Here is a 23,941-nt window from a genome sequence, read left to right on the forward strand (position 1 = left end):
CAACAAGTTATGAGAAAGACTAAGCGGTCAGGGAAGGCTTGTGTGGCAGCGCTTTGCGCTGCCGTAGTCCTAAATGGCGGGATCGTCCCGGCATCGGCGAATTATACGACAGATTTCGATCATAAGGGTGTAGGAACCGATTACGGGAAACCGGAGTGGAAGGCGGGGAACATCACTACCCCGGAAGGAATTGATTTCAGCAAAGCTACCGTCGGGGAAATGATGCAGACGATTGAGGATTTTGACTTTGATGCCTTTAAGAAAGATAATGCCGATTTGCCCTGGCTGGATTCATTGCTCGTGAACGAAGGCGTGATTCCTGATGATAATGGGAATGATGATGCCAGCGCTAATACATTGTTCAGCCGGGGCAGCGCCCTGTACATGAAGACACAGGACAACTCGAAGCTGGGTTTTGCCGGGAGCGTGTATTATGCGGATACGTTGAACCAGGATGTTATGTATACGCTCTCTCTTTCGACGGGAGAGGTTACGGAGGATCAGTCTGCCCGGAAAAATTATCCCAGCCACGAGAACCAAACCTACCGTAGCGGGGAACTGGAGATTAACCAGCGCAAATTTATTTCGAATGATAACAGTGCAGTAACACTGCTGGAATTCAAGAATCCCACGGCAAGCGACATCCAGTTGACACTGAAGGTCAAATCTCCGTTTGTTTCCAGGGCAGAGGGGGATGAGTTGATCGGTGACCGGGTAGCGGCTCCGCTGATGATCGGGAAGTCCGGCCAGAAAGTTGTGAAAGCGATGTCATATGTGGATGTTCATCTTAGCGGAACCGGACTTACTCCTGCCGGGAATGAGCTGGTCAGAGAGATTACCGTTCCTGCGGGTGGGACGCTTGACCAGAAGGTGGTTATGGGCTGGCTCGCGGATGAAATTCCCGGCTCCAAAACGCAGTATGAGGAGTTCAAGTCTGCGGCCGGCAACAATGAGGCCTTTTCCACCCAGGTGAAGGAGTACAATGAATGGTGGGCGGATAATATCCCGTATATTGATGTCCCTGATGAAAATGTGAAAAAAGTGCTCTATTACCGTTGGTGGTGTAACCGCTTTAATATCCTGGATGCCAACATTCCCGGCAATGACTGGCAGTTCCCGATGAATATGGAGGGTGTGCTTGGCTACAACAACGGCATCACCGTCAGTGTGCCGTGGGCGCTGCAGGATCTGAAGTGGCTCCGCGATCCGTCCTATGCCTATGGGACCTGGCTGGCGCAGGGCGAATATTCCGAGAACAAGAATTACAAGAACAACCCCGGACGGCCCAATATCTGGACCTGGGATATGATGCAGAACAGCTCGCAGGTAGGCTGGGAAGCGTACAAAATCTATGGTGGCGGTTCGGAAATCCTGAAGAAATTCGCTGATTTCTCAGCCAATGACGTGACCGGCACACTGGCTCATTTCAAGGGCAATGATCCGAATCTCGTCTATTATAACCACGGCCCGATGACTGGAAATGACGGTGACACCGTCTCCATGCACTGGAACGGCAACGGCAACAATGCCCGTCTGGACGGCTCTGCGACTACTTATGGCAATGCAGTGGCCACAGCCCAAATGTATAAGCAGCTGGGGGATACGGCGAATGAGACCCGGATGAATGAAACTGCCGGGAAGATTCAGAGTACGATTTTGAACGATATGTGGTTTGACGGTAAGGACTTTGACGGAGACGGCAAAGCAGATACGAACGGCGAAGGCAGCTTTTTGCATAAAAAGGTTGTCGGTAAAGAGGATGTGTTCAACCCGTGGCGCGATAACAACATGTTCGTCTTCAACTTCGGCGTTGTGCCTACAGAAGGACAGGAGGGCTTTCAGGCTAAATATTTGACCCAGCTGACCGATTACGCTGATCCTGATTATTATCCGATCTTTCCGTTCTTCACAGCGGATCAGAACAGCATTATGAAACGGGTGGAGGATTTCAAGAATGGCAAGACGGATGCCTTCGGCACCGACCAGTTCGCCTGGTGCAACTTCGGCAACTACATTAATACTGTCCGTGCTTCCTTACGCCATTACCCTGTGGACAATATTAACAGTGATACTTACAAAACGTTGTTCGACTGGGGTGCATGGCTGCATACGGTGGAGACGGGCAATACGGATCACCTCGATTCCAATGAATTCTTCTGGCTGGAGGACTATTTCTTCGGAACGCCGTGGACAAAGGAGAATCCTCCGAACCCGAGCGGCAAAATGGTGCGGGCTTGGATTCACCACGATACGCTGGGCATGATGAATTACACCGTACTGGAGGATATGGCAGGTCTTCAGCCGAGAACGGACGACAAGATCGAGCTGTGGCCGATCAATGTCGAATATGACCATTTTGCGGTAGACAATGTGCGGTATCATGATGCGGATCTGTCGATCGTCTGGCAGGACCCTAAGGTATATACCGGGGACAAAAAATTGCCTTATCAAGACATTCCGTCCGGCTTCTCGCTGTTCATTAACGGTGAGCTTGTGATGACCACGAATGAAATGTCACATCTTATTTATGATACGGCGACTGGCAAGGTGGAAATGCCTAAGGGTGATGTTGCCGGAGCGGTTGGTGACAATTCTAAGACGCAAGTGTTGTTTGAAAAAAGCAGCGCTACCCCTCTAGCCAAGGCTGATGATACTTCACTGGCAACGAATGCAAAAACGGTGGATATGTTCAACAAGGCAGGCGTTGATATTGTCAATAGCGGCGAGAATCTGGCCGCTGCTGCCGGAACGACGATCGAATCGACGTATATCGAGAGCGGTTCAAGCATTAAAAGCTTGGCGGACGGCTCGACGATAGCTTCCATTGACCACACGTCCAACACGGCTCTGTTCGGTGGTTCGCCGAATCCTGCCGATACGGTCACGTTTAATTTTGACGCCGCCAAGCCCGTAGATAATGTGAAGGTCTATTTCTACAATAACCGTCTCCTGGATGGCTACGGTACACCGCAGACGTTTGGTGTCGAGTATCTGGAGGCGGACGGCATAACCTGGAGCCCGGTGAAAGGGCAATTCCGATACCCGGATGTTGTGGCTTCCAACTATAACAATGTGGAGTTCGAGAAAGTTAATACGACAGCGATTCGTGTCAGTGTGACCCATGCACTCGAACTTGCAACAGGGATCAAAGAAATTCAAATCTACAATAACGGACTGACGGTTACGCCAGCAGTAAATCAGGCACCGAAGGTAACGGTAGATACCCCGGTACGGGTGCAGCAGGATGAACTTCTGGCTGTGGTTCCCCAAATTTACGATGACGGTCTGCCCGGCGGCAAGCTGACCTATCAATGGGAGAAAATATCCGGTGATGGCGAGGTCGAAGAGGGTGCGCTCGATCAGGCTGTTTTGAAAGCCACCTTCAAGACTGTAGGTGAATATAAGTATCAGTTGACCGTCAGCGATGGAGACAAGCAAACGGTCGTAGAAGTTCCTGTGTCCGTGTTCATAGCAACGGCTGAACTGGCCGATATGGTTGCGAAATTCGCAGACCGGGATTCGGCGCAAGGGAAAATTGTCCGGAATTCCGGCGACTTCACACCGGAATCCTGGCAGCAACTGCAGACCGCATTAACTGCGGCTAAAACATTACTGAGCAAAGGAAACTACACTCTGGATGAAGTGAAGGCTACTACCGACCAATTGCGTATAGCCTTTAGTACTCTCGGCTACAGAAATGCGGCGCTGCTGGCTGTGCCGAGCGCTTCATACACCTCGGCCTGGGAGTCGGTATATGCGGTTAACGATGGATATATTCCGCTTTTCTCTACTGGTTTAGGTGATAATACAATAGAAACACAGTACGGCAACTGGGGCGGATCAGGGGACAATCAATGGCTGCAATATACCTGGAAGCAGAAGGTAAGCCTCTCCGGCAGCTCGATATATTTCTTCGATGACGGCGGCGGCGTGCAGGTGCCAGCTGATTACAGCCTTGACTATTGGGATGAGGCAGCCGGTAAATTTGTCCCTGTCACCAACCTGAGTGAGAAGGGCAAGGAGAAGGATAAGTTTAACGATGTAACCTTTGATAAGGTGGAAACGGATAAGCTGCGGCTGACGCTGGTTAAACAATCTGCGAGTGTTTTCACGGGAGTCAAGGAATGGCGCGCGATCTCGGCCAAGCCGGAGGGAGAAACGCCCGATCCGGGCACATTCGGCAAAATTGTAAGCATAGAGCAGGTTGCCGTAAATACGACGATAGGGGTAGTTCCTGCACTGCCGTCCAAAGTATTGGTAACTTATGCGAATGGGAATAAGGGCATGGCAGATGTGCAGTGGGAGGACATTCCGCTTAACAAGCTTACGATTGCTACAGACTTCATGATTTCCGGCAAGGTAGCCGGAACAGAGCTATCAGCAAGCTGCCGTATATTTGTGAAGTATGACAAGACAAGATTGAAGACTGCTATTGATACGGCCGCAGATCCGGCGGTGAATGAAGAGAACTATACCGCTGCGCCGGGGCAGTGGGAGACGCTGCATGCTGCACTTGCAACGGCTCAAGCTGTGTACGAGAACGGGGCTTCGACCGAAGGTGACATTAATGCTGCTTATACAGCTTTAAAAGCGGCCTTTGAAGCGCTGCAGCCGGTGGAAGGCCGCAATGCGCTGATCAGCGGAATCACGATTCCCGGCGGCGTTGTCGATCAGGTAGCGAAAGAAATCATCGTGCCGGAGACGACTACGCTGACGGAATTGAAGGAAGGGCTGCAAGTTCCGGCAGGCGTAACCTTTGCCGTATATGGAAGTGACGGCATAACCGTTGCAACGGAGCTCCAGACCGGATACAAGGTGACCGTAACGGCTGCGGACAAAACGACGAACCGGACGTATACACTGACGTTGGCTTTCGTAACTCCGCCGGTGATCATGACCGGTCTGGAGGCGAAGCTGAAGGAAGTGCTGGAGCTGGAACAGGGGCTGTATACACCGGACAGCTGGACGGCGCTCCAGAAGGCTGTAGCCGCTGCGGCTGCGCTGCTGGAGAGCGGAACGGCTGACCAGGCGGGAATCGACGCCGCGTTAAGCAGGCTTGCGGCAGCGGTTGCCGGTCTGCAGCGGCTTCCGGCGGCAACGCCATCAGCATCGCCGCTGCCTTCGGCGACACCGACACCTACGCCGGGAATTCCGGCGTCCGGGTCCGAGACTTATATCCCGACGCCGAAGCCTTCGCCAAGCGCGGCGCCGACAGCAGCACCTGCTGCCGTAAGCATAGGCAGCATTGTGCTGCATCCGGTGGCTGGAGCTGACGGAACGGTCAAGGCAGTGCTGATAGCGGGGAATATTGAGGCTGCAGCCAAGGGAATAACAGACGGCAGGTTGACAGTATCCATTAAAGCGGCGGCAGGCATGAAGCAGCTGTCAGTTGAGCTTCCATTGCAAGCGCTCATGGCGGCACAAGGTGTGCACACAGTCAAGATTGAGACTGGAGTGGCGGACATTCTATTGAACGAGAGTTTCCTGAAAGTCTATGCCGACGGGAAGAGTAATAAGCTGGAGATTTCTGTCAGCGCTATAGATCCGGCAGGCTTACCGCTGCAGGCAAGCGCGCTGCTGGGAGTGAACATGCTCAGCAATTTCGGTCTGAGTGTTGACGGGACTGCTGTTCGGGCCTCCGTACTAAAGGCGAAGGGCGTCAAGCTCGCACTGCCGTACACGTTGAAGCCGGGTGAGAACCCTAACAGGGTAGTGGCCTATTATCTCAATGATAAGCGCGAGCTGGAAATTGTGAAGAGCGGTAAATACAACGCCGCTGCCGGGACACTGGAATTCAATCTCAACCGGAGCGGAAGTTACGCAACACACTACTCGAATGTTTCATTTAAGGATATTGCAACTGCAGCCTGGGCAGTGGACAGCATCGAAGCACTCGCGGCCAGAGGAGCGATCCAAGGAACAAATGCGGATAACTTTAATCCCTCAGGCAACGTCACCCGTGCAGAGTTCATCAAGATCCTGATGAATGCGTTCGACCTGGTTGATGAGTCAGTCGTAAGCACATTTACAGATGTGAAGCAGGGGGCCTGGTATGCCGGAGCGGTTGCCAGCGCCCAGAAGCTGGGTATTGTTAAGGGGAAGCCGGACGGCACCTTCGGTCTGAATGAGGAGATTACCCGTGAGGAAATGGCCGTCATGCTGCATCGTCTGACACAGCTTGCAAATGTTTCGTTGAGCGGTGCGGCGAATGCCGGTGTCAATGCTAATACCAGTAACAATGCTGCCCCTGTGTCATTTTCTGATCTTGATCAAGTATCATCCTACGCGGCTGATGCCGTGGAAGACATGAGCAAGAGCGGAGTGATTGGCGGAATGCCGGACGGCAAGTTTGCGCCGGACAGCCAGGCCACAAGAGCTGAAGCAGCAACGGTTATCTTCAGGCTGCTTGGGCAAGCTCAATAACGGGCATGGGGTTTAATCCATAACGTAGTTGCTAGAATACGAGGACTCAAGCATCCAATGAACTATGAACTAAAACTCGAAGTCGGGTAGTTTCCCCCTACCCATAATTTGGTAAAGCAAAGCAGCCAATGACAAAAAGACAGACCAGCGATTCTCCAGTAACGGGAGAATCGCTGGTCTGTTATCTTTTTATGGTCTCTTTTTAATAACAGGACTGTCCCGTTTCTCGAAAAACACTTATGCGACAGCCCGCTTTAGCCTATATGTATGGTCGAGACGACAGGATTTGAACTTGCGGCCTCTTGCTCCCGAAGTATGGAGTGGGGGTCTTTTGGTGTGTTATGGGGTCTTGTATAGTGTTAACCAGAGTAAAAATAAAGCATATATTGCTGCTGAGAACTAAGATGTGATATTCAGTATTATCGGCGTTACTACATATTTACTACATGTACTACATTGGGATTATCAGTCTTTTGCTATATCATGACGTTGTATCCGTGTATCCGAATTCAGGGTATAATATTGAACAAAGGAGTTGATGAGCATGTATCTGGAATTAAAGGATAAGAGCGGTAAAGTGTATCGTTCTTTTATGAATGACCGTCAGAAGCCTGTAATTGTAATCAATGACACAGAATATGAAGTGTTCGAATTAATCCAGTCTCAGGACAACTCAGATGCTCTTTCGGCTGCGCAAATTGCTGAGCTTGATGCTGATCCTGAAATTGCAGAAATGATCCAAGAGTCCAAACGGGATATTATGCATGGTTCAATAATTTCTTCTAAGCAAATGATCGATATGATAAGAAACAGAGAACTATGATGCAGGTAGTCTGGACTAAAAGTGCGGCACAGAGCTTTTCCAAGATCGAAAGCATCCACTTCTCCCCACAGGAAACAGCAGAGTATAAATTAAAGCTGTTCATGCGGATTGAAGAAAAGGTGATTTGGTCAGGAAAGTTGTTTCCGTCAAGAACTTATAAAGACACTTACTAGAGAGAATAGGAACCATTGACACCAACAGCAATACTTCAAGTGTAGTGCTATTTTACTATGGGCGCGAAAGGTTGCTTTCTTTGAGAATATTTTAGCGGGTACAATCAAGAAATTCTTACGACAACAGCGGCCGGAATTCCAAATATTCACCGTAGTTACGTCCTCGACCAAATGAGTGAATCTTACATTCGATCTATATATTAGAGAAATATATGGAGTGGATTAATTTGGGCATTTGTATAACATAGAAGTGTTAAATTAATATAGAGGTGATTTTTACATTGGCTAGGACTAATCAGTTAACCATACATACGCTCACTCAAGGCGATAGACGACTTGTATCTCAGCTTTTTAAATCTACAATTTCAGATGCCTTCGAAAAGGAGGGACTGGGGCATTTGCAGGAGGACATTCAACATGAAGTTGACAATAAAAAACAAATGGTTGATGCCTTTCTGAACCCGGCGAATACGGATATATACTTCCTTGTTGCCAAAATAGACGGGAAGGTTGTCGGCACGATTTCATTTGCACCCTGCGACGAGGATATTCGCTCATGCACCGGAAATCAACTTGATGATGTGGGAGAGCTAGGAAGCTTATACGTTTTGCCAAGCTATCAGGGTCTCGGTGTAGGCTCGAGGCTGATTAAGGAATTGATGGCATATGTAGGAAAACAAGGGATTGAGCAGTTTTGCCTGGACAGTGGCTACCAACGTGCGCAGGCAAAATGGCTGCAGAAATTTGGCAAGCCATATAAGGTGGTTAAGGATTATTGGGGACCGGATTCGGTTCACATGGTTTGGTTATGCAAAGTCAGCGATTATACAACATAGAATTACCTTAAGCCGACGAGTGGGATTAATGATAATCATCGTCCAGAATCAGGACATTCATAATAGTGGCCATCAGTCGTTTGCCCTCCGAGATTGACAGATTTAGGGGCACTGGCTATACTTGAAATGTTAAAATGCAAATCGGATAAAACGTTGATGAAATGAAGTACGCCGGAGCATGGCTCCCTCAGAGAACGGATTCCGTTACGGATACAATCGTAATGGCTGCGAGAATCCGGAAGACAGACCGGCAGAAAGCTGATTTCGGAGTGCGGGGACAATCCCGCCGGGGGCGCCCGTTAACAGCCGCGACAAGGCGATCGCCAGCAGTTGTCCCATGCATATGGGCAGGGCGATAACCAGGGTGGTACCGCGATAATAATCGTCCCTGAATTCATTCAGGGGCGTTTTTGTGCATTCCGGCAGAAGTGCCGAATTAATGAGAAGACGGGAGCTGTATATGATGAAAGCAAGTGAAATCCGTTCCAAATGGCTGCAGTTTTTTGAGAGTAAAGGCCACAAAATCGAGCCCAGCGCATCGCTGGTGCCCCATAATGACCCTTCACTGTTGTGGATTAATGCCGGTATGGCGCCGCTAAAGGCTTACTTCGACGGCCGGGAGATTCCTGAGAATCCCCGCCTGGCCAACTCGCAGAAATGTATCCGTACCAATGATATCGAGAATGTGGGCAAGACACGCCGCCACCACACGTTCTTTGAAATGCTGGGGAACTTCTCCATCGGCGACTACTTTAAAGAAGAAGCGATCACCTGGGCTTGGGAGTTTCTGACCGGCAAGGAATGGATCGGCTTTGATCCGGAGCGCATTTCCGTGACGGTGTACGCCGAGGATGAAGAAGCCTTCAAGCTGTGGAATGAAAAGGTAGGACTGCCAGCAGAACGCATCATTAAGCTGGGAGATGAGAACTTCTGGGATATCGGCGAAGGTCCTTGCGGACCTTGCTCAGAAATTTTCTATGACCGCGGTGAAGCTTACGGCAACGACATGAGTGATCCGGAAATGTATCCGGGCGGGGAAAATGAGCGTTGGCTCGAAGTGTGGAACCTGGTGTTCTCACAGTTCAACCATAACAAGGACGGCAGCTATACACCGCTTCCGAATAAGAATATTGATACCGGAGCGGGTCTGGAGCGTCTGGCTTCCATCCTGCAGGATGTCGATTCCAACTTCGACACGGACCTGTTCCAACCGGTGATCCAGAAGACGGCGAAGCTGGCCAAAGTTACCTATAAAGACAACTTGGAGCAGGATATTGCGCTTAAGGTAATTGCCGACCATATCCGTACGGTTACTTTTGCAGTAGGCGACGGAGTGCTTCCTTCCAATGAAGGACGCGGCTATATTATCCGCCGTTTGCTCCGCCGTGCGGTCCGTTACGGCAAGACGCTGGGTCTGGATCGTCCGTTCCTGTATGAGCTGACGGATACCGTTGGCGAGGTTATGGGTGTGTACTATCCATCCATTGTAGACAACCGGGAGTATATTGCCAAAATCATCCGTACGGAAGAGGAGCGTTTCCACGAAACCTTGTCCGACGGTCTGGCCATTCTTGGCGAGCTTACCGCCAAAGCAAAAACGGAAGGTCTTGCTGCCATTGCTGGAGCAGATGCCTTCAAGCTTTATGATACGTATGGCTTCCCGTTTGACCTAACGGAAGATTTTGCTTCCGAGCAAGGACTTACTGTTGACCGTGAAGGCTTTGATGCCGCGATGCAGGAACAGCGTGACCGGGCTAGAGCTGCCCGCCAGGATGGGGCCAGCATGAAGATTCAGGGCGGTGCACTTGCTGAGCTGACGGTTAAAAGTCAATTTGTTGGTTATAATGACTCCGTAACAGAGTCAAAAATACTCGCTATTATTGTCGGCGGTGAACTTGTCAATACAGCGGGTGAAGGTACCGACTGCCAGGTGATCTTGGAATCAACACCGTTCTACGCTGAAAGCGGCGGACAGGTCAGTGACACCGGCCTGCTTACCGGAGGCTCTGTCACTGCCAAGGTAACCGGATTGTTCAAAGCACCGCATGGCCAGCATGTTCACCTGGTTACTGTTGAAGCCGGGGAGTTGAAGGTAGGCGAAAGTATCCGCGCGGAAGTAAACCGCGAGCAGCGTGAGGATGTCGTGAAGAACCATACGGCAACCCACTTGCTGCATAAAGCGCTCAAGGAAGTATTGGGCGGTCATGTGAACCAAGCCGGGTCTTTAGTAGAAGGCGCACGTTTGCGTTTTGACTTCTCGCATTTCGGCGCAATTACGCCGGAGGAGCTGAGTGATATTGAGCATCGCGTAAATGCTCAAATCTGGCGCGGCTTGGATGTCGTGATCCAGAGCAAGCCGATTGAAGAAGCCAAAGCGATGGGGGCAATGGCCCTCTTCGGAGAGAAGTACGGCAATGTGGTACGTGTCGTTCAGGTGGGTGACTACAGTCTTGAACTGTGCGGCGGCTGCCATGTGTCCAACACCTCGCAGATTGGAATCTTCAAGCTGGTCAGCGAGAGCGGCATCGGCTCCGGCGTACGCCGGATTGAAGCTGTTACCGGCCGTTATGCTTATGAGTTCACGGAGAGCCAGCTTGATCTGCTGAAGCAGTCAGCAGGCTTGCTGAAATCCTCCCTGAATGATGTGCCGAAGCGAATTGACGCGCTGCATGCCCAGGTTCGTGAGCTTTCCCGTGAGAATGAGTCACTGCAATCCAAGCTGAGCGCTACCTTTGCGGCAGAGCTGACAAGCAGCGTGAAGACAGTGGGCGGCGGTACACAGCTGCTGGCTGTTGCTGTTCAAGCCGGCAATATGGATGCCCTGCGCTCCACGGCCGATGAACTGAAATCCAAGCTGCCTGATGCTGTACTTGTGCTGGGTGCAGCGATGGACGATAAGGTCAACTTTGTAGTCGCAGTACCTCAGGAGCTGGTGAAGAAAGGTTTCCATGCCGGCAAGCTGGTCAAAGAGGTTGCTGCGGTATGCGGCGGCGGCGGCGGCGGACGGCCGGATATGGCCCAAGCCGGCGGTAAAGATGCCTCCAAGCTTGGCGAAGCGCTCGTTAAGGCTGAAGAGCTGGTAGCTGCACTGGCGTAAACATTAGGCTGCCGGAATTCCCAGGGTAGCTGTCAACTAACACTAAGGCAGATTTAACCCTAAGCTAATCTGCTGCCTGCGAACAAGGTAAAAGCATGTGAGACAGAGAAGCAGCGGTACTGAGTGCTCCATATCAGTACCGCTGCTTTATTCAAAAAAATAAAAAGTTTTGAATTTTTGCGAATATTCGCCTTTCATGGTATTCTGCAATAGCTTAAAAGCCAAAAAAATCTATATTAATGTAGATAAAATGCCAAAAAAAGCGTTATTATTGTGGCAGGATTTCCTCGTTGGGGCATGAATATGTTATGATGAAGGCAGCAAGTAAGCTGTACAGCAGCAACTTTGCGAAGCTGCCCTTTTAGGGTGATTTTGCAGAAGGAAGGTGTCACAAATGGACTCCATGGACAAAACGGTTAAATTCAATGTGAAGGGCGATGAAAAGGAAGCTTCTCCCCAGGAAATCTTGCTCGCCGTATACGACGCGCTCGTGGAGAAAGAATATCATCCGATCAATCAGATCGTTGGATATCTTCTTTCCGGAGATCCGGCTTACATTCCGCGCCATAACAATGCGAGAAGTTTGGTCCGGAGGAAAGAACGTGATGAGCTGATTGAGGAACTGGTCCGTTTCTACCTTGCCAATCATCGGGTGGATCAGCCGAAATGAAGAAGCTGGGTCTGGATTACGGCGACCGTAGAATCGGAGTCGCCACAAGCGATATTTTCGGATGGACAGCCCAGGCTCTAGAGACGATTGAGCGCCGCGGAAACGGGAATGAGTTCGAACGGATCCGCGAACTGGTGAAAGAGCACGAAATTGGAGAAATTGTGGTTGGGCTTCCGAAAAATATGAATGGCTCAGTTGGACCGCGTGGTGAAATCTGTATAGAATTCGCCGGCCAGCTGCGGGAACAACTCGAATTACCCGTACACCTTTGGGATGAGCGTCTGACGACAGTATCCGCTGAGCGGGTGCTGATTGAAGGGGACGTCAGCCGGAAGAAACGCAAAGGGATTGTGGACAAAATGGCCGCAGCCTTGATTTTGCAAAATTTTTTGGATGCTAACAGTAAAAGGTGAGGGGTGCGCGGATATGACAAACGAGCAGATCGGCCAAGAAGAAGAACCGGAAATTATCTATATTCCCGATGAGGAAGGTAATGAAGAGGAATTTGAGGTCATCATGAAGTTTGAAGTCGACGGTTCGGATGCAAAGTATATGATGGTGGTTCCACTCGATTCCGAGGATGAAGAGAGCGATGAGGTGTATGCGTTCCGTTACGAGGAAGATGGTGACGACCTGCAGCTCTTCATGATCGAGAATGACGAAGAATGGGCCATTGTTGAAGAGACTTTCAATACTTTGGTAGACGAATTGGACGGAGGAGCCGAGAATGACTGATTTTTCCGCCCAACAAGCGGTATGGACATCTAAGCTCAAAGAAGTATACGGAGAAACAGTGGAACTGGAAGACGAGCAGGGTAAATCTTCCGTTTACGATATTATTGCCGAGTTTGAAGTCGGTGACCGCGCATATGCGGTGCTGACCGGTTCCGGAAAAGACGCGGAGCAGGAGATTCTGCGGATTGTAGTTTCGCCTGACGGTCTTCCGGAGCTGGAGAGCATCGTTGACGATGAAGAGTGGGAAGATATTTCCGAGCTGTACGATGAGCTGACTTTTCCCGCAGAGGACACGGAATAAGCATCTTTATCTGTATGCAACATTATGTTGAGCATGAAGAGGGCGGAATTTTCCGCGCTCTTTTTGCTTGATATACGACCATAAAAGGTTGATGCAGCGTTCTCATGAAATTTATATTGAATTTAAAACAATACAATTTTATACTTTATAGTCGGAAAGTGAGGAGTCACATTTGAAAGCAGCAATCCGCGCTGTGCTCATTATTATCCTTTTGCTGGCATTGGCAGGAGGGGGAGGAGCATGGTATATCTGGAATGGCATGCAGCCGGTAGAGCCTGCAGGGCCAGCCGTCACGTTTACGATAGAGAAGGGCATGGGGAGTGCGGAAATCGCCAGCCTGCTCGACGAAAACGGCATTATACGTAATGGAATGTTCTTTAGGGGATATCTGAAATGGGTCAAGGAAGGGTCAAGCTTCAAGGCAGGCACCTATACGGCAAGTCCAGGGGACACCTATGATGAGCTGATTGCCCGGCTGAATGCCGGGGATGTAGTGAAGGAAGATACGGTGGTGTTCACCATTCCCGAAGGATTCACGGCAAAGCAGATAGCTGAGAAGCTTGCAGAGGCTTGGAACCAGCCGGCCGATGTGTTTCTGAAAATGATGAACTCGGGGGCGGGGCTGACTGCGGTAAATACGCTGAAGATTCCCGAGGACGCTAGTTTACGGCACCGGCTTGAGGGCTATTTGTTCCCGGAAACGTATGAGCTGGCCAAGGACAGTACACCGCAAGAGGTTGTTGAAGCCATGCTGGAGCAGTTGACGAAGAAGCTGGACAGTATTCCGGACTGGCAGGCGCAGCTTGCGGAGCGCGGATTGTCGCTGCATGAACTGCTGACCGTAGCTTCTCTCGTGGAGCGGGAGGTAGTTGTGGACGAAGAACGTCCGCTTGTAGCCGGTGTTATTTATAACAGGCTGAAGAAAGGCCAGAACCTGGAGATCGACGCAACTGTCCAGTATCTGCTGGACAAGCAGAAGGAAAGACTGCTGAATAAGGACCTGAAGGTCGAAAGCCCGTATAATACGTACCGGAACCCGGGTCTACCACCTGGACCTATCGGAAGTCCGGGCCTTGCATCGATACAGGCTGCGCTTGCGCCGAAAGCCTCAGAGTACTATTTCTATGTGACCAAAAAAGACGGCACGCAGGGACATCTGTTCGGCAAGACCTACAAGGAACATTTAGCCAATATCAAAAAAAGTGAACAAAATCAGTAGGAAACCTGTAAAATGAAAACTGTTGCCGTTACTAAATGATGATGAGCTGGACGGATGAATTTAGGAGGAATCAACATGAATAACAAACCGGAGCTGCTGGCAACGGCGGCTTCCTTGGAAGAAGCGCGTGTATTGCTGGATGCCGGGGCAGATGCGCTCCTCATCGGGGATGACCGTTTCGGCATGCGACTTGCCGGACATTTCTCGCTGGAGGACACAGCGGCTGTCGTTAGTCTGGCTCACGGCAAAGGCTGCAAGGTGTATGCCGGTCTTGGCGGGCTGATGACGAACCGTCTGCTGGATGAGCTTCCTGCTTATGTGAAGGCGATCGGTGAGCTTGGCGTTGACGGCATTGAATTCGGAGATCCTGCCGTGCTGGCGGCTGTGAAGCATGAAGCGCCGGGCATGAAGCTGCACTGGAATGCGGAAATGACCTCGACCAATTATGCCACTGCGAACTATTGGGGCCGCAAGGGAGCTTCGCGTGTCGTTCTGGCCCGTGAATTGAATATGGATGAGATGACGGATATGGTACCGCTGCTGGAGATCGAAGCCCAGGTACAGGTCCACGGCATGACGAATATATACCATTCCAAACGCAAGCTGGTAGAGAGCTATATGTCGCATCAAGGCCGTCCGAGTGAAGGCGGAAGCCTTGGCAAGGAACGCGGCTTATTCCTGATTGAAGCAGAACGCCAGGATGAGAAGTTCCCGATTTATGAAGATGTCAACGGGACACATATTATGAGTTCCGATGATATTTGCATTCTGGAGGACCTTCATCTGCTGCTGGGTGCCGGAGTACACAGCCTGAAGATTGAAGGGCTGCTTAAGCCAGCTGCCTACAATGCTGCTGTAGTTAAGGCTTACCGCCATGCGATAGACCTCTACACCGCTGATCCGGCAGGTTATGCGTTCCAGGAGGAATGGATGGACGGAATCCGGGCGCTGCAGGACCCTGAGCGTGAACTGACATTCGGCTTTTTCTACAAGGAACAGGTGTATTAAAATATAAATAAGCAATGACTCAGCTTTTTAAAATAGCTTGTTATTTAAGCAACATAAAGGTGTAGCAGTGGAGGGGAAGTTTGGAACTGTAGGAGCGATAGCGTACGCCTTTAGGTTTGGATTTCTACCGTGGCTAACGGCTCAAATCAGGAAATCCAAACCTAACAGCGGCCGGAAGTCCAAACATTCCCCGCAACTGCGTCCAGCACCAGAATGGAAGGTTTTTTAAGCTATTTTAACGGGTGAGGAATATGGAGGGGAGAACAGGAATGGGAACCATGACAAAGCCTCAGTTTAAGGGCAAACGTTACCGTCTGGACAAACCGGAGCTCCTTGCTCCGGCGGGTAATCTGGAGAAATTGAAATTCGCCGTGCATTATGGTGCGGATGCAGTATATATTGGAGGCCAGAAATACGGCCTGCGCTCCGGAGCGGATAACTTCAGCTTTGAAGAAATGCGCGAAGGCGTGGAATTCGCCAAGAAATACGGGGCCAAGGTATTTGTTGCTACCAATATCTATGCCCATAATGAAGATATCGCCGGGATTGAAGAATACCTGCGCAATCTATATGAAGCCGGGATTGCCGCCATTATTGTAGCAGATCCGGCCATCGTCGATACCGCGCGCCGCCTGGTGCCGGGCCTTGAGGTACATCTCAGTACCCAGCAGTCCACACTGAACTGGCAGGCTGTCTCTTTCTGGAAAGAGGAAGGTCTGCCGCGTGTTGTATTGGGCCGTGAGACCAGCCTTGAAGAGATTGCCGAGATCAAAGCACATGTGGATATCGAGATCGAGAGCTTTATCCACGGAGCCATGTGCTCCTCGTATTCCGGACGCTGCGTGCTGTCGAATCATTTCACGGACCGCGACTCCAACCGCGGCGGCTGCTGCCAGTCGTGCCGCTGGAAATATGACCTGTTCGAAGATGCCCGTCCGGAAGGTGCATGGGTATCTGAGGAAGAGCAGGCTGAAGTCCTTTCGTCCCCGCAGCGTCTTGAGCCCGGTGTAACCCAGCTTCCGCTGCATCAGCCGGAGGATAACCAGTTCTCGATGGGATCTAAGGATTTGTGCATGCTGGAGAGCATTCCCGAACTGATTGAGGCGGGCATTGACAGCTTCAAAATTGAAGGCCGGATGAAGTCGATTCACTATGTGGCGACTGTAGTCAACGCCTACCGCAAGGCCATTGATGCTTACATGGCTGATCCGGAAGGTTATGAGCTGAAGCCGGAGTGGCTGGAAGAGCTGCAAAAAGCGGCAAACCGTCCGCTGAACACCGGATTTTTCTACGACACCCCGGATCATGAGGATCATATCTATGAGCCGGAGGAAAAAGCGGCTCCTTATGATTTTGCCGGATTGGTGCTGGAGTATGATGCTGAAAGCGGCATGGCTCTAATTCAGCAGCGCAACAACTTCAAACCGGGGCAGGAAGTGGAGTTCTTCGGCCCGGACAACACCTTTTTCAAGCAGACCGTCGGAGAGCTGTGGGATGAAGAGGGCAACCGGCTTGACGTTGCCCGCCACCCGCTTCAGCGTGTCCGCATGAAGGTAGACCAGCCGGTAGCTTATTTCGATATGATGCGGAAGAGAAAATAATTTTATTATTTATTTACAAGGGATGCTCTTATTTTTTGAAGAGCATCTCTTTTTTTGCAATCCCGGCAAAATTCGGGATATTCTTAGGAAATATAAAAAAATCTCTGGGAATTTGTAAAGAAAACTAAGAAAAAAGACCCAATATGCCGATATATATTCCGTGAACGCTTACATACATCTTCTAATCTAATTGGTAGGTGATGGTAATGGGGGCTCCCGAGCGTGAAAAAAGAGGAGAACAGCAGAAAGGGAGAAGGATGAGAGTGGGGAAGAACAAGAAGAAACCGGTGACAGTACAAAAAGCAGAGACAAACCGCACAAGTGAAACACAGACAGCAAGCAAAAGTAAGGTCAAGAAAGTGCGCGACAAGGTAACCCTTAAGGGGGTACTACATACTTCGGTGCGTCAGGTGAAAAGGGTCAACCCGCTGAAATCAGTTGGTGTCAAGCTGTTTTTGATTTTCTTGTCTTCAATTGTTATTGTGGTACTGCTCTTGGGACTGTTGTCCTATAACAAGGCCAAGAATACGATTAAAGATAATGTATCAGAAGCTAACCGGCAGACCATTATCCAGACCTCTGATAAGCTTGATATTCTTATCAAACAGTATGAGAATCTGGCACTGCAACTGTATTTTGATACGAAAATGCAAAGTGATTTGACAGATTTGGCTTCCGCGAGTTCCAATTATGATAAATTTGTAGCTACCGATTCAATAAGCAAAAAGCTATCCAGCCAGACGACAACAGATTCGAACATTGTGGCTATTTCACTGATTCCGCAGTCAGCGGACTATAGTGTAATTACAAGCGGCAACTCCGGACTAAAGATGGATGGAATAAGAGATCAGGATTGGTATAACACGGTTGTAGGCCGTACTCAGGAATATGAATATTATTACTCCAAGGAAACCAAAGCATCCCAGAACTACTGGTTCTCGACGGCCATTGAAGGTGATAAAGGGAAAAATATCGCGATGGTAAGATCCCTCAAAAACATGGGTTCCAATTCAGGATATGTAATCATGCTTGAACTGAAAAATACACTGCTGGAGGAAGCCTTCAAAACTGTTTCCCTCGGAGACGGCTCACGGATTCAGCTTGTGGACCCGGATGGTATAGTAGTCGCTTCTAATGTACCTGCTGATGACGGGGTGGCTTCCGAGCTAGCCTTCATCAAGGAGAGCAAGAGCAACAACGCAAGTCAGGAAGCCAGCGATGCCGACGGCAAGGATGTGCTGGCAGTGTATAATCCCTTGACCAAGGCTGACTGGAAGCTGACCGGAGTGGTGCCAACCGGCGAGCTGGTGAAGGCAGCACGTCCGATTCTGTTCACGACTTATCTGGCGGCGCTTGCTGCAGCCGCGCTTGCGGTAGTGCTAGGGTTCTGGATGGTCCAGATGATCGCCAAACCGCTGGCACGCCTGAAGGATCTTATGGTTGAAGGTTCAAAGGGTGACCTGAGCGTGCGTACCGAATACGTATCTAAGGATGAGATCGGCGAGCTGTCGGCCTCCTTCAATACGATGATGGAACGGATTACAGAGCTGGTTGCACAGACAACGGACACAGCCCGCGAAGTGCTGGATACTGCTGGCGAGCTTGGTGAAGCTTCCCGCAAGACTGCCATTTCTGCGAAGGAAATTGCCGCTGCTACGGAAGAGATCGCCGGTGGTGCAGGAAGTTTGGCTTTGGAAGCTGAACGCGGCAATGAGCTGACGGATCTGATCGCTACACAAATGCAGAGCGTTATCGCTGCCAATGCCGAGATGGATGAGGCGGCCCGTGGTGTCGGTGAAGCCAGCGGACACGGAGCGAAGCAACTCGAAGAGCTGCTGAAGCAGACAGGCCGTACCGGAGAGATGACAACCGCGCTGGTGGATCGTGTCAACGATTTGAAAGAAACGGTATTCTCTGTAATCAAAGTGCTTGATGTTATGAAGAACATTACACAGCAGACAAACATTCTCTCATTGAATGCAACCATTGAAGCAGCAAGAGCGGGCGAAGCAGGCCGCGGATTTATGGTCGTGGCTGGGGAAGTCCGGCAGCTGGCGGATCAATCCAAGCAGTCCATTGCCCTTGTAGCCGGGATTACCGATAAAATCATGGCTGAAATGAACGAGACAGTAACTGTGCTGTCCGAAGTTGCACCGCTCTTCAAGCAGCAGATGAGTTCGGTGAAGAGCACAAGCGATATCTTCGTATCGGTTAAGGGACAGATGGAGGATTTCATTACAAGCCTCGAATCAGTGACCGGCGCCATTGGAAGCCTCAATCATTCCCAAGGTGTCCTGTCGGATGCCATGGGCAATGTAAGTGCGGTAGCGCAGCAATCCTCGGCCACTTCGGAAGAGGTAGCCTCACTCAGCAGCGAGCAGCAGAACGTGAGCGATCACCTCGTTTCGCTGTCAGGCAAGCTGGAGAGCGTTTCAACTCAGCTGAAGGATAAGCTGGCGCTGTTTACCATCAAATAAATCATTAGAGTTACGTAGGTTTTTGAGCCAATAAGGCCGTTTCTTCCACAGGAAGAAGCGGCCTTATTCCGCTTTTAACAGGTTCAATACTTCGGCAAAGGGTTATGGAAACAATCTTCGAAGTTACCTTGGAACTTTGCGTGCTATCTTCTTGTACAACCACACACTAACACGTATAATGATTTTGTTAGGGAAATTGTTATGAATATAAGAAAAGTTAGGTAAACGTCATTGAAGGAGAAGGGCCGTATGAAGGGTAAACGCAAATACAACTGGTGGTCCTTTATCGGGGATATGAGCATGGAACGCAAGCTGCTCCTCGTCTTTCTGATTATCATTACACTCCCGCTTTCTTTCATCAGTGTAATCAGCTTCAAGAGCTACTCCAAGTCTATCGAATATAATACCATCGCTTATTCAGAAAAGCTGATCGATCAAATGATGGACGGGATTGACGACTACATAGAGGATATGAAACGAATCTCATCCATGCCCGCATATGTAAACGATATCAAGCAGAACCTGCTGCGCTCGAACCGGTATTATGAGCAGAAGCAGGGCATGGCGGGCGAAATGGACAGTTCGTCGATTGCACCCGGTGATTTTGATCTTTTGCTGTCTATACAGCGGGGGATCGAAGGAAACATTTCCTTCATCAACAATATCAAACGGGGCACGAATTCCGTGTATATTTTTGACGGCTATGGCAACGGTTATTATTCGGCCAAAGACGGAGGCGTCCGGTTGGATCTGAAGCAAAGCTACAAGTTCTGGAGCGAGCAGGCCAAGTATTCCAGCGGGGAAGCACTGCTTTTCGGCACTCAGGCATACACAAGCAATCTGCAAAGCACCCGGTATGCGTTCACGGTTGTCCGTAAAATTGTCGACGGCCTGTGGAATCCAATCGGACTGATTGCGGTGGATGCCAATATCAGCAACATGGAAAATCAAGTCGCCGAACTGGATAAGGTTACGCACGGCAAGTCATTAATTGTGGATGAGAACGGAAAAGTTGTGTATGACAGCGATCAGAAGCTGCTGACGACGGATATTTCACACACATTGCTGTACCGCAAGGCGCAGGGCAGCGCCGGGAGCTTCTACGACACGGTGTCCGGCCGGGATAGGCTGAATATATATTCAAGCTCCTCCAAGACCAATTGGAAGGTGATTATCTCCATTCCGGTCGATGAGTTGACCCGCGATGTGAAGCTGACCCGCAATGTGACCTTTGCCGCAACGCTGATTATCATTGTGCTGGCGCTGATTATTTCGATTATTTTATCCTTTGCGTTGACCAAACCGTTGACTCAATTAATTCAGCTAATGAAAAAGGTGCAGAACGGCGATCTTGATGTCACCTTCCGAGTCAAACGCCGGGATGAAATTGGCCTGCTGGGTCACCAGTTCAACCGGATGCTTGCCCGGATCAGGCAGCTGATCGAGGATATCTACCGGATTGAAGAGCAGAAGAAGGAGGCGGAGCTGCAGGCGCTGCAGAGCCAGATCAATCCTCACTTCATCTATAATACACTGGAGTCTATCCGCATGACTGCAGAGCTTAATGACGATGTCGAAGCCGCCGACATGATCTCCATACTGGGTAAGCTGCTGCGTTACAGTACGAGTGAATTAACCGGCAAAACGACGATGAAGCAGGAACTGCTGTATGTGCGCAACTACGTAGAGCTGCTGGGCAGCCGTTATCCCGGACGTTTCCTGCTGGAGATCGATGTCCCGGAGGAGCTTAACGAATACTCCATCATTAAGCTGGTCTTCCAGCCGATCATAGAGAACGCTGCTTATCACGGATTGGATGACAGCAAGCCCCAGATGCATCTCAGCATTAAATGTGAGATTACAGAGCATAAGCTACTGTTTCATATAAGCGATGACGGCTGCGGTATGGATCAGGACACGCTGGACAAGCTCAATGACAGTCTGAAACGTGAGACACCCCGCAAGAAAAGCATCAATGGAGGAATCGGTATGAAAAATGTGCACCAGCGTGTACAGCTGCATTATGGTGCGGGTTACGGCATTGAAGTGTTCAGTGAGGCAGGGAAAGGGACGGATGTAATCTTATCCCTGCCACTGCTGGAGCCAAACGAACGAACGGATAGCGAGAGCTAGAGAGAGGGGGAACACCTTGAAGAGGACTAAAATACATTGGCCTGTGCGGACCGTGCTGCTGGTTCTGCTGCTGCTGTCAGCGGGTTGCGAGAATCGCGGCAACAGCCAGGAGCCTGCTGAATCAGCTGCCGTAGACGGGGGTTCGTCCAGTCTGTCAGGCACGATAGTCATGCTGACGAATCGAATTGATCTGATTGAGAATGGAACCTTCAAAGGGTATGCCGACCAGTTTAAAAAGAAGTATCCGGAAGCTAGTGTGGAATTCGAAGGTTTGCCCAATTATGCGAGCGACATTCTCGTCCGATTGTCGACCAAGGACGCCGGGGATGTTCTGCTGCTGCCCGTCAATTTGCCGGCGAAAGAGCTCGGGCTTTTTTTTGAGCCGCTGGATAATGAAATGTCCGCTCAGGAAAGATTCACCACATTCGCTACTTACGGTGGTAAGAGGTACGGATTATCTACAGGTACGACAACCAGCGGAATCGTCTATAACAAGCGGGCTTTCGAGCAGGCGGGCATTCCGCAAATTCCGCAGACCCTTGAACAATTCTACGCTGCCTGCACCAAGCTGAAGGCGGCGGGAATTACCCCCGTTTATTTAAATTACGGAGCCGTCTGGCCGCTGCGGGAATGGGGAAATAATATGGTCAATTTTATGACCGGTGATCCCGAATACTTGAACAACATGGTTCATGAGGACAGCCCGTGGCAGATTGATAATGCATGGGGGCAATCTCTGTCCATCGCCAAAACGATAATTGACAAGGGTTATGTGGAAGATGAGCTGTTCTCGAACAATTGGGAGATTTCCAAAACCAAGCTGGCGAAGGGGGAGGTCGGCATGTATTTGCTCGGAAACTGGACGATCCGCCAGGTGCTGGATGCCGGTGCCTCCGAGGAGGATATCGGATTCTTCCCGTTTCCATATGACAATGGCAGTGAACATTATGCTCCGCTCAATCCGGACTGGTTCATTGGTGTCAGCAAATTCAGCAAGCATAAGGAGCTTTCCATGGCCTGGGTGGAGTATTTCGTAAAAGAGACCTCCTATACAGCTGACTGGGGCTTCCTGCCTCCTGAGGGAGCAGCAGAGCCTTCTATGGAGCAGTTCCGCGAGTTTCTCTCCTACAATCCCCGGTTGGTTGAGGCAACAGTGCAAAGTGACGCCTTCATTGAAATGGCTAACAGGGCGAAGATGTCGTTCTGGTCAGGAGATTATATTCAGGAGTTGCTTGCCACGCCGGATTTACAGCAGTCTTTTGACATATTGAATGAGAAATGGAAGGAAGCGCGTCAGGGGCAGCAGGCTTCTCCGCAGCCATAAACGGGGAATTGTTTTTTAAATCAAGATTATTCTGGAGGGCTTTCATATGGCTAAAAAGGTTACCATGCAGAAAATTGCCGATCATCTCGGCGTATCCAAGTTTGTCGTCTCCAAATCGCTTTCAGGCAAGGGCGGCGTCAACGAAACAACCAGAGAGCGGGTAATCCAGGCTGCTTCACAGCTTGGCTATTTCACACAGAAGAATGCATACGTGCAAAATATAAAACGTTCCTCCCAGGGCTCAGGGAGCGACCGGAATAAGCAGTCGGTGTTGGTGCTGATGCCCAATATCCGTTCACAGACACAAGATTCCCTCTATTGGGGCAAAATTGTTGACGGCATTGCACTTGCGCTGGATCAGGAAGGCCTCGGGATGGTGATTGTTTCAGAGCACCGTGCAGATAATTTCGTCAACATTCTGAACCCGAACGGTATTCTCGGCCTGGTTGGAGTAGGACAGATTTCTACCTCGCTGCTGCTGGAGGTGCACCGCATCGGACTGCCGATGGTGCTGATTGATCATGAAGATCCGCTAATTCCGAGCGATACAGTATTCGCTAACAATACTGATTCCATGAACCGGCTGAGCAACCACCTGATGGCAACTGGCCATAAGCTGCTGCATTTTATCGGCAATATTCGCTACTCGCGCAGCTTCCGCGACCGCTGGATCGGCTTCCGCAGCGCGTTGGAAGAGAGTGAATTGAAGCCCCCTGCCGGTGATGACGAGATGCTTCAGCTGGAAGGCATGGATGACGCAATCATTCAAGAGCAGTTCAACCAATGGATGGCGAAGCGGAAAAAAGCCAAAATCATGCCGACAGCGCTAGTCTGCGCCAATGATTTCATCGCGCTCACAGTCAGCGAGGCGCTGAAGGAAGACGGCTTCTCCATACCGGGCGACATCTCAGTAACGGGATTTGACAACATCGAGGATGCAACAAGAGGTGTTCCGCCGCTTACTACCGTGCATGTACCCAAAGAGGCAATGGGCCGGGCGGCAGTGGAGAAGCTGCTGAACCGGATTCATAATCCGTCAGCACCGCTGGAGAAGATTCTGATCGCTGCCGATATCGTCCACCGGGATTCAGCGTCCGGACCGCAGAGCTAGGGAATGTGAT

16 protein-coding genes are annotated in these 23,941 nt (G+C 50.3%); 15 read left to right on the forward strand and 1 reads right to left on the reverse strand.

Annotated elements, in window-relative coordinates:
• Positions 1-9: 9 nt before the first annotated feature.
• The 3 genes from NST99_RS08720 (at position 10) to NST99_RS08730 (ending at position 8,255) form a co-directional block, all read left to right on the forward strand.
• Positions 10-6,423, forward strand: a complete 6,414-nt coding sequence (locus tag NST99_RS08720) for an S-layer homology domain-containing protein (protein ID WP_341091107.1) — start codon at positions 10-12, stop codon at positions 6,421-6,423.
• 544 nt (positions 6,424-6,967) lie between these two features.
• Positions 6,968-7,246 carry a hypothetical protein gene (locus tag NST99_RS08725; protein ID WP_341091108.1) on the forward strand — a complete coding sequence of 93 codons (279 nt, stop codon included), beginning with the start codon at positions 6,968-6,970 and terminating at the stop codon, positions 7,244-7,246.
• A 454-nt stretch (positions 7,247-7,700) separates the two neighbouring features.
• On the forward strand, positions 7,701-8,255 hold the full coding sequence (locus tag NST99_RS08730; RefSeq protein WP_341091110.1) for a GNAT family N-acetyltransferase: 555 nt from the start codon (positions 7,701-7,703) through the stop codon (positions 8,253-8,255).
• 204 nt (positions 8,256-8,459) lie between these two features.
• Here NST99_RS08730 and NST99_RS08735 read toward each other — a convergent pair whose 3' ends face one another.
• Entirely contained in the window at positions 8,460-8,744 is a 285-nt protein-coding gene (locus NST99_RS08735; RefSeq protein ID WP_341091112.1) for a hypothetical protein, read from the reverse strand.
• Between NST99_RS08735 and alaS the strand changes: the two genes are divergently transcribed.
• The 12 genes from alaS (at position 8,719) to NST99_RS08795 (ending at position 23,931) form a co-directional block, all read left to right on the forward strand.
• Positions 8,719-11,352 (forward strand): alanine--tRNA ligase, encoded by a 2,634-nt coding sequence (gene alaS / locus NST99_RS08740; RefSeq protein WP_341091113.1) that lies wholly within the window; start codon positions 8,719-8,721, stop codon positions 11,350-11,352. The genes NST99_RS08735 and alaS overlap by 26 nt on opposite strands.
• 394 nt (positions 11,353-11,746) lie before the next feature.
• Positions 11,747-12,022, forward strand: a complete 276-nt coding sequence (locus tag NST99_RS08745) for an IreB family regulatory phosphoprotein (RefSeq protein WP_036696603.1) — start codon at positions 11,747-11,749, stop codon at positions 12,020-12,022.
• Positions 12,019-12,435, forward strand: coding sequence for a Holliday junction resolvase RuvX (gene ruvX / locus NST99_RS08750; protein WP_038588101.1), 417 nt, complete (start codon positions 12,019-12,021; stop codon positions 12,433-12,435). Before NST99_RS08745 ends, ruvX begins: the two co-directional genes overlap by 4 nt.
• Positions 12,436-12,448: 13 nt before the next feature.
• The gene (locus NST99_RS08755; RefSeq protein ID WP_038588104.1) at positions 12,449-12,757 is read left to right on the forward strand and encodes a DUF1292 domain-containing protein; all 309 of its coding nucleotides are present in this window, start codon (positions 12,449-12,451) and stop codon (positions 12,755-12,757) included.
• The gene (locus NST99_RS08760) at positions 12,750-13,058 is read left to right on the forward strand and encodes a DUF1292 domain-containing protein (protein ID WP_341091115.1); all 309 of its coding nucleotides are present in this window, start codon (positions 12,750-12,752) and stop codon (positions 13,056-13,058) included. The genes NST99_RS08755 and NST99_RS08760 overlap by 8 nt, the downstream gene beginning before the upstream one ends.
• 172 nt (positions 13,059-13,230) lie before the next feature.
• Positions 13,231-14,277, forward strand: a complete 1,047-nt coding sequence (gene mltG / locus NST99_RS08765) for an endolytic transglycosylase MltG (RefSeq protein WP_341091117.1) — start codon at positions 13,231-13,233, stop codon at positions 14,275-14,277.
• A gap of 75 nt (positions 14,278-14,352) precedes the next feature.
• The gene (locus tag NST99_RS08770; RefSeq protein WP_341091118.1) at positions 14,353-15,285 is read left to right on the forward strand and encodes a peptidase U32 family protein; all 933 of its coding nucleotides are present in this window, start codon (positions 14,353-14,355) and stop codon (positions 15,283-15,285) included.
• 269 nt (positions 15,286-15,554) lie between these two features.
• Positions 15,555-16,886 (forward strand): peptidase U32 family protein, encoded by a 1,332-nt coding sequence (locus NST99_RS08775; RefSeq protein ID WP_341091119.1) that lies wholly within the window; start codon positions 15,555-15,557, stop codon positions 16,884-16,886.
• A 257-nt stretch (positions 16,887-17,143) separates the two neighbouring features.
• Positions 17,144-19,363 (forward strand): methyl-accepting chemotaxis protein, encoded by a 2,220-nt coding sequence (locus NST99_RS08780; protein WP_341091120.1) that lies wholly within the window; start codon positions 17,144-17,146, stop codon positions 19,361-19,363.
• A gap of 249 nt (positions 19,364-19,612) precedes the next feature.
• Positions 19,613-21,496: a sensor histidine kinase gene (locus NST99_RS08785; protein ID WP_341091121.1), complete on the forward strand. Its 1,884-nt coding sequence runs from the start codon at positions 19,613-19,615 to the stop codon at positions 21,494-21,496.
• A gap of 16 nt (positions 21,497-21,512) precedes the next feature.
• Positions 21,513-22,820, forward strand: coding sequence for an ABC transporter substrate-binding protein (locus tag NST99_RS08790; protein ID WP_341091122.1), 1,308 nt, complete (start codon positions 21,513-21,515; stop codon positions 22,818-22,820).
• Positions 22,821-22,866: 46 nt separating this feature from the next.
• A complete protein-coding gene (locus tag NST99_RS08795) occupies positions 22,867-23,931 on the forward strand; it encodes a LacI family DNA-binding transcriptional regulator (RefSeq protein ID WP_341091123.1) in 1,065 nt (354 codons plus the stop codon).
• The last annotated feature ends 10 nt before the right edge of the window (positions 23,932-23,941 follow it).

The sequence above is a fragment of the Paenibacillus sp. FSL L8-0470 genome, assembly GCF_038008625.1.
GTDB lineage: Bacteria > Bacillota > Bacilli > Paenibacillales > Paenibacillaceae > Paenibacillus_AQ.